Source organism: Mitsuaria sp. TWR114, from assembly GCF_007997345.1.
Map to the genome: position 1 here is coordinate 1 of NZ_VOSR01000419.1, position 7508 is coordinate 7508.

8 protein-coding genes are annotated in these 7508 nt (G+C 70.9%); 1 reads left to right on the forward strand and 7 read right to left on the reverse strand.

Annotated features, from left to right (window positions below):
• Positions 1 to 133 precede the first annotated feature (133 nt).
• The 7 genes from FUT87_RS15540 to FUT87_RS15570 all read right to left on the reverse strand — a co-directional run bounded on the left by FUT87_RS15540 (position 134) and on the right by FUT87_RS15570 (position 6893).
• Entirely contained in the window at positions 134 to 469 is a 336-nt protein-coding gene (locus FUT87_RS15540) for a DUF4148 domain-containing protein (RefSeq protein WP_091726805.1), read from the reverse strand.
• A 165-nt stretch (positions 470 to 634) separates the two neighbouring features.
• Complete coding sequence (locus FUT87_RS15545; RefSeq protein WP_091726808.1) at positions 635 to 1444, reverse strand: enoyl-CoA hydratase; 810 nt, start codon at positions 1442 to 1444, stop codon at positions 635 to 637.
• 60 nt (positions 1445 to 1504) lie between these two features.
• Complete coding sequence (locus FUT87_RS15550) at positions 1505 to 2665, reverse strand: DUF3108 domain-containing protein (protein ID WP_147241593.1); 1161 nt, start codon at positions 2663 to 2665, stop codon at positions 1505 to 1507.
• The gene (locus tag FUT87_RS15555; protein ID WP_147241594.1) at positions 2650 to 4416 is read right to left on the reverse strand and encodes a M61 family metallopeptidase; all 1767 of its coding nucleotides are present in this window, start codon (positions 4414 to 4416) and stop codon (positions 2650 to 2652) included. The genes FUT87_RS15550 and FUT87_RS15555 overlap by 16 nt, the downstream gene beginning before the upstream one ends.
• A gap of 75 nt (positions 4417 to 4491) precedes the next feature.
• Positions 4492 to 4959, reverse strand: a complete 468-nt coding sequence (locus tag FUT87_RS15560) for a DUF3429 domain-containing protein (protein ID WP_147241595.1) — start codon at positions 4957 to 4959, stop codon at positions 4492 to 4494.
• Between the two features lie 4 nt (positions 4960 to 4963).
• Complete coding sequence (locus FUT87_RS15565; protein WP_147241596.1) at positions 4964 to 5743, reverse strand: DsbC family protein; 780 nt, start codon at positions 5741 to 5743, stop codon at positions 4964 to 4966.
• 40 nt (positions 5744 to 5783) lie between these two features.
• Entirely contained in the window at positions 5784 to 6893 is a 1110-nt protein-coding gene (locus tag FUT87_RS15570; RefSeq protein WP_147241597.1) for an FAD-dependent monooxygenase, read from the reverse strand.
• A 147-nt stretch (positions 6894 to 7040) separates the two neighbouring features.
• Between FUT87_RS15570 and FUT87_RS15575 the strand changes: the two genes are divergently transcribed.
• The coding region (locus FUT87_RS15575; protein ID WP_147241598.1) for a GTPase at positions 7041 to 7508 on the forward strand (468 nt) is incomplete at its 3' end.

Consider the following 7508-nt stretch of genomic DNA (forward strand, 5'->3'; position numbering starts at 1 on the left):
CCCGCAAGCGGGAGAGGGAATAAGAAAAGAAGGCCCCAAAGCAGAAAGGGACACCGTGAGGTGTCCCTTTTCCTTTTGGCCTCCCCCTGGCCGGCCGGTGCGCCCGGCAGTGTCGAGGGGGAAGCGGCACGCCTTACTTGGCGGCGTTGCCTTCGTTCGACGCGCCCTTCTTCGCGGCGGTCTTCTGGGCGGAGGCCTTGGCGGCCAGTTGGGTGGCCGTCGGGGCGTTGATGCCGTTGTTCAGGGCACCGACGCCAGCCTGCTCGGCGCTCAGCGCGGCGACTTCGCCGGAATCACGGGCGGCTTGCAGCTCGGCGATCACTTCGGCGCGGGTCTTTTCCACCGGTTCGGCGGCGAAGGTGGCGCTGGCGCTCAGGAAAGCGGCGGCGATCAGGGCGGTCTTGGTCAGCGTGTTCATGGCGGTTCCTCTCGGTTCGTGGCACCGGACTCCGCACTCCGCGTCGTCCATGGGCTGAACTCTAGGCGCCAGACCTCAGGGGAAACACTAGGTATTCTGGAAAGATCCATTCAAGGATCGTCAACAATCCTGCGCTGGTGTGCGAACCGTACACCGATCGGGATCAAGGATTGTTTCAATCGGGGTCCGCAATGAGGCGGACCCTCCACGGCCGCTTCAGCTGTGCTTGAAGACCGGCGCTCGCTTGGCCAGGAAGGCTTCCATGCCCTCGCGCTGGTCGTCGCTGCCGAACAGCGCATGGAAGTGGCGGCGCTCGATCGCGACGCCTTCCTTCAGCCCCCCCTGGTAGGCCAGGTTCACCAGCTCCTTGATCAGCATCGTCGACGGCCCGCTGAAGCCGTTGATCGTCTCCGCCGCCGTCAGCGCCTCGGCCATCAGCTGCTCGGCAGGCACGACGCGCGACACCAGCCCGGCGCGCTCCGCCTCGGCCGCGTCCATCATCCGCGCGGTCAGCAGCATGTCCATGGCCTTGCTCTTGCTGACGGCGCGCGGCAGGCGCTGCGTGCCGCCGGCGCCCGGGATGATCCCCAGCTTGATCTCCGGCTGCCCGAAGCGCGCCGTATCCGCCGCGATGATGAAGTCGCACATCATCGCCAGCTCGCAGCCGCCGCCCAGCGCGAAGCCCGCCACCGCGCCGATCACCGGCTTGCGCACCTGCAGGATGGTCTCCCAGTTCTTCGAGATCAGCCCGCTCTTGAACGCCGACATGAAGGTGTGCGGCGCCATCGTCGGGATGTCAGCGCCGGCGGCAAACGCACGCTCGCTGCCGGTCAGCACGATGCAGCCGATGCCGTCGTCCGCGTCGAAGGCCAGCAGCGCGCGGCCCAGCTCGTCCATCAGCGGATCGCTCAGCGCGTTCAGCTGCTTGGGGCGATGCAGCCGGATCACGCCGGTCTTGCGGTCGCCGGTGCCGGCCACCTCGACCAGAATGTTCTCGAACGCGACGCCGGTCAGGGCTTGAATCATGGAGGTCTCCTTCAACTTGGAATGGCGGCAACTATAGGGCGCTGGTCCGGGAGCGCGCCTTCACCGACCCGCCGTGGACGCCGCCTCCACCGCGGCGCTGGCGGCGGGCGCGGCCGTCGCGGGAGCCAAGGCCTGCTTCGGCGGCGCCTTCAGCACCAGGTCGATGTGCGTGCGCGGGTCCTTCGCGCGGTTCTGCCAGAGTCGCACCCGCACTGGCAGGTACTGCAGCGACGGCGCCAGCCAGAACTCGGCCTGCATGTCCCCGCGGGTGTCGTCCATGTCCGAGTCCACATGCCAGGCCGGGATCGGCCCCAGCGGCGTCGCGACCTCCTCCAGGCCGGTCACCCGGTAACGCCACAGGTGGAGATTGCGCGGCAGCGCCAGCGACTGCTGGATCAACAGGTCGCCCTGCGCCGCCTGCCGGCCGGTGAGGAACAGCCAGGTGAACTGCACGAACTGGCTGGCCGCGTCCTGCGTGCCGTCGGGCATCGGTTCACGGCGGCCGTCGGCCATGCGCACGCCGCCGTCCTCGAAGCGCAGCGTCAGTTGCCGGTTGCCGCCGGCCAGTCCGCCGGTGACCTCGTCGAAGCGCCGCGGCAGCAGGCCCAGCGGCGTGATCTCGCCGTCGCTGCTCAGCCGGCGCGACATCAGCGGCGCGATCCTCGGGCCGATCCAGGCCTCGAGGTGGACCTGGTAATGCGAGCCGTCCCGCAGCCACTGCACGCGCGCGTCGCCGTGGACCGCGCCGCGGTAGTCGCCGGTCAGCCGGTAGTCGAGCTCGGTCGACAGCGGCCACTCGATGCCGGGCGTCCATTCGCCGACGGCATCGGACACCGCCAGGGCCGGCGGCGGCATCGCCAGGGCCTGCAGCTCCGGCGGCGGCTCGCTGGCGACGGGATCGGGCGGCAGCGGCGCCGGGCCCTCGCCCAGCGAGGGGATGGAGGGGACGATCCGTCGCGGCGTGCCCGGCGGGCCGGCCTTCTCGGGCGTGGCCGGCGGCGGCGGCGCGGCCGGTTTCAGCTCCTGGACGAAGACCGCTTCGATCCGGTCCGGCTCCGGCGTGTTCGGCATCCAGCGCTCGTGGAGCTCGCGGGCGCCGCTCAGCAGCCAGAGGTGGGCAGCCAGCACGGCCGCCGTCAGCCCGCCCAGCGCGGCGGTGCCGCGGCGCAGGCGCGGCCCTCTGCCGACGTCGCCGGAAGCGGCGTTCAGCCGCCCAGCCATGCGCGCCGCAGGCTTTGCGCCCGTGCCGGCGCCTTCTCCAGCAGGCCCAGGCAGACCGGCCGCGCGGCGCTGTCCTGCGTGGGCAGCGTCAGGGCGAGCGACAGCATGCGCTGGTCGCGCGCCACCAGCAGTTCCAGGCGCTGCGGATCGACGTGGTTGAGCGTCAGCGGCAGGTCATCGAGCTTGCGCACGCGCCAGTCGTTGCAGGCGACGATCTCATCCCCGGCGCTCAGCCCGGCGGCCAGCGCGGCGCTGTCCAGCAGCACCTGCTTGACCGTCACGACGCCGTCGCTCTCCGTCACCCGCAGCCCCAGCCGCTGCGCCAGCGTCGGCTTGTCCAGGCACCAGCGCACGCCCATGCGCTCGAGCAGCTGCGGCAGCGGCAGGTCGTCGGTGCCATGCACCCAGGTCGACAGCGTCTGCGCGATCGCCTCGCCGCCCAGGTCGGCGAGCTTGCCCAGGATGCGCGCCTCGTCGACCGGACCGCCGCCGGTGTCCTTCCACAGGCCGCGCATCAGGTCGTCCAGCGACGCCGGCTTGTCGCTCTTCTCCGCGCCGCGCAGCGACAGGTCCAGCGCCAGCGCCACCATCGCGCCCTTGGCGTAGTAGCTGACCACCGCGTTGGGCGTGTTCTCGTCCTGGCGGTAGTACTTGGTCCAGGCCTCGAAGCTGGAGCGCGCCACGCTGTGGTGCTTGCGTCCCGGCGCGCCCAGCACCTGGGTGAAGGTCTGCGCGATCAGCTTCAGGTAGCGGGCCTCGTCGATCAGGCCGGTGCGCACCAGGAAGAGGTCGTCGTAGTAGGAGGTGAAGCCCTCGAAGAACCACAGCAGCTCGGTGTAGTTCTCCTGCTCGTAGTCGTAGCGCTCGAACACGTCGGGGCGCAGCCGCTTGACGTTCCAGGTATGGAAGTACTCGTGGCTGATCAGGCCCAGCAGCTTGACGTAGCCGTCGGACACCTCGGCCTGCCCCAGCCGCGGCAGGTCGCGTCGCGAGGCGATCAGCGCGGTGCTGGCGCGGTGCTCCAGGCCGCCGTAGCCGTCGTCGGTGCAGTTGAGCAGGAAGACGTAGCGCGACATCGGCGGCTTGCCCTTGCCGCAGTGCCAGAAGGCGATCTGGGCCTCGCAGAGCTTCTGCGCATCGCGCAGCAGCCGCTCGCCGTCGAAAACGGGCAGCGCGCCGGCGACGACGAACTCATGCGGCACGCCGCCGGCGATGAACTCGCCGCGCCAGAACGGCCCCAGCTCGAAGGGGTGGTCGGCCAGTTCGTCGTAGTCGGCGGCCTCGAACTGCAGCGGCGCGCCCTCGATGGGGGCCATCGCCGTCGCGACCTCCCAGCCCGCCGGCAGGCCGCTCAGCTCGACGCGGTGCGGCAGTTGGTCCTTGCCGTGCGCGCGCAGGCACAGGCTGGTCGCGTTGAAGAAGCCGCGATGCGCGTCCAGGAAGGCGGCGCGCACCGAGGTGTCGAAGGCGTACACCGGGTAGCTGACGACCAGCGCGCCACGGCCGGCGCAGTCGAATTCCCAGCGGTTCTTCGCGGTCTGCGTGACGAGGACCTCGCGGTTGCCCTGGCGCGCGCTGACGGCGCCGAGGTGGCGGGAGAACTCCCGCACCAGGTAGCTGCCCGGAATCCAGACCGGCAGGCTGAGCGCCTGGCGCGGCTCGGGCGCCGGCACGGTGAGGGTGACCTCGAAACGGTGCGCATGCGGGTCGGCGACGGCGATGCGGTAGTGGATCGTGGGGCTTGCGGTCATGGGAACAGCCTACCAAGCCTGGGCCCGCCGCGGCATGCGGCTGGGCGGTTCTCGTTCAGGCGCCGATCAGGGTTTTCAGGTGCCCTGCGCGGCGATGAAGCAACTCAGCGCGGCGATCGCGCTCAGGCGGAAACGCAGCGTCAGCCAGGCCGACGCGCCCAGCGAGGGATAGAGCTTGCGGTCGGCGACATAACAGCCGATCAGCAGGAAGCCCTCGATCACCAGCCCGGCGTAGGGCGGCATCGTCGAGGCGATCCAGGCCAGCAGCGCCGGCACCACGCCCCAGATGAAGGGCGCCGGCGACGGGATGGTCTGGCGGAAGCCCAGGCCCCAGTGGATGGCGCCGAGGAAGCTGATCACGATGGCCGCGTAACGCGACAGGCCGTCGGTGACGTAGGGATGGGCGTCCGCGCGCACCAGCCAGACCAGCGCCGCGCCCAGGACGAAGGGGATGAGCCCGGCGTAGCCGAGCCGCAAGGCGATCGGGTTGACGGCGGCCGAGGCGGCGTGGGCCGGGGCGGTGTGGGCGGTGCGGTCGTTCATCGGATCAGGATTTCTTCGGGGTCTTGTCGGCCTTGTCCGGGGCCTGGACGGCCTGCAGGCGCTTCTCGAGCTGCTGCGGGCTGAGCGCGCCCGGCGCGCGGGTGCCGTCCTCGAAGAGGATCGCCGGCGTGCCGGTCACGCGGATCTTCTGGCTCAGCGCCAGGTTGCGGTCGATCGCGGCGACGTCGCACGCGGCCTCGGCCTTGGGCAGCGCGTAGCCGTCGATCATCCAGTTGCGCCAGGCCAGCGTGTTGTCCTTGGCGCACCAGGCGGCCCGCGACTTCTCGGGCGAGTCGCCGCCCAGGATCGGGATCACGAAGGTGTAGACGGTGATGTTGTCCACCTCCTGCAGCGACTTCTCGAAGCGCTTGCAGTAGCCGCAGTTCGGATCGGCGAAGACGGCGATGCGGCGCTTGCCGTCGCCCTTCTTCCAGACGATCGCGTCCTTGAGCGGCAGCGTGGCGAAGTCGACCGACGAGAGCTTCTCCAGGCGCTCCTGCGTCACGTTGCGGCGGTTCTTGAGGTCGAGGATGTCGCCCTCGATCAGGTACTGGCCGCTCGCGTCGCTGTAGCGGATCTCGTTGCCGATGCGCACCTCCCACAGCCCGGCGATCGGGCTGGGGCGGACCTCGTCGATCTTGATCTCCTTGGGCATCGCCGCGGCGAGGTTCTTGCGGATGGTGTCCTCGTTGGCCTGGGCCGAGCAGCCGGTCAGGCCGAGCACCGCGAGCGCGGCGGCCAGTGCCAGCGACTGGCGGGAGATCGGGAAGGTCGTGAACTTCATGGGGGACTTTCGAAGACGGTCGGGAGGCGGCGCGGGCGTGTCAATGGCCGAGCGCGCGGGCGGTGAGCCACTTCTTGAGCGGGCCGGCGCGGTCGACCAGGCGCAGGCCCTCGTTGCGGAGCCGGGCGATCACCGGCGCCTGGCTGGCGAAGCCGCGCAGCAGGCCGTCGGTGAGCTCGCCCATCGCCCAGGTCGGCGCGACGCGGGCCCGGGCGTAGCGGCGCAGCAGCTTCTCGTCGCCGAGGCTGCGCCAGGATTCACGCCGGGCGATCACGTCGACCAGCGCCTCGACATCGGCCAGGCCCAGGTTCAGGCCCTGGCCGGCCAGCGGATGGACGAGGTGGGCGGCATCGCCAAGCAGCACCCAGCCCGGTCCGCACAGCCGGTCGGCCCGGCACAGCTGCAGCGGCCAGGCCTGGCGGTCACCGGCCAGGCGCAGCGTGCCCGCGGCGCCGCCGGTGGCTTCCAGCAGGGCGGATTCGAATTCGGCCGGGCCCGCGGCGAGCAGGCGGCGGGCCTCCTCCTGCGGCAGCGACCAGACCAGGCCATAGCCGTGGCCCGGTTCGGGCCGGTCGAAGGGCAGCAGCGCCAGCACGTCCGGCGAGCGGAACCACTGCCAGGCCTGGCCCTGGTGCGGCTTGCTGGCGACCAGCCGGGCGGCGACGCCCAGGTGGCCGTAGTCGTGGCGCTCGTAATGGACGCCGAATTCCTCGGCGGCACCGGTGTCGCGGCCTTCGCACAGCGCCTGCAGCGCGGCGGGCACCGCCTCGGTGACGCGCTGCACATGCGGGGCGAAGCGCAGCGCGGCATCGAGCTGGTCCTCCAGCGCGGCCGCGTCGACGATGTGGGCGAGCTCGCCGGCGCCCTGCTGCCAGGCGCTGAAGTGCAGCTCGGCGCCCGCGCGGTCGCCGTGGATGCGCATGTCGTGGACGGGGGTGCGGGCGTCCTCGGCCAGGCCTTCCCAGACGCGCAGGCGGCTGAGCAGCGCGACCGACGCCGCATTCAGCGCATAGGCGCGCACATCGGCGGAGGACCGCGGGGCGGTCGCGGCCGCCAGCAGCGCCACGCGCAGGCCGCGGGCGCCCAGCGCCAGCGCCAGGCTGCGGCCGACGCAGCCACTGCCGCGAACCAGGACGTCGAACTTTTCCATGGGCCGGGATTGTAGGCAGCGGGACGGCCCCGATCGCCGGCAATGGCTGAGCGGGCGTCGGCTGCGGACTGGCGGCTTGACTAAAATGGCGGTTTCGCCCGCGCGCGTCGCCGCAGGCCCGAACAGCATTTCCCCCGAAAGCCAACCATGAGCCTCAAATGCGGCATCGTGGGCCTGCCCAACGTCGGCAAGTCCACCCTCTTCAACGCGCTGACCAAGGCCGGCATCGCCGCCGAGAACTATCCCTTCTGCACGATCGAGCCCAACGTCGGCATCGTCGAGCTGCCGGACCCGCGCCTGCAGAAGCTGGCCGAGATCGTCAAGCCCGAGCGCATCGTGCCGGCGATCGTCGAGTTCGTGGACATCGCGGGCCTGGTGGCGGGCGCCTCCAAGGGCGAAGGCCTGGGCAACCAGTTCCTCTCGCACATCCGCGAGACCGACGCGATCGTCAACGTGGTGCGCTGCTTCGAGGATCCGAACGTGATCCACGTCAACGGCAAGGTCGATCCGATCTCGGACATCGAGGTGATCCAGACCGAGCTGTGCCTGGCGGACCTGGGCACGGTGGAAAAGGGCCTGCAGCGCGCGCAGAAGCTGGCCAAGGCCGGCGGCGAC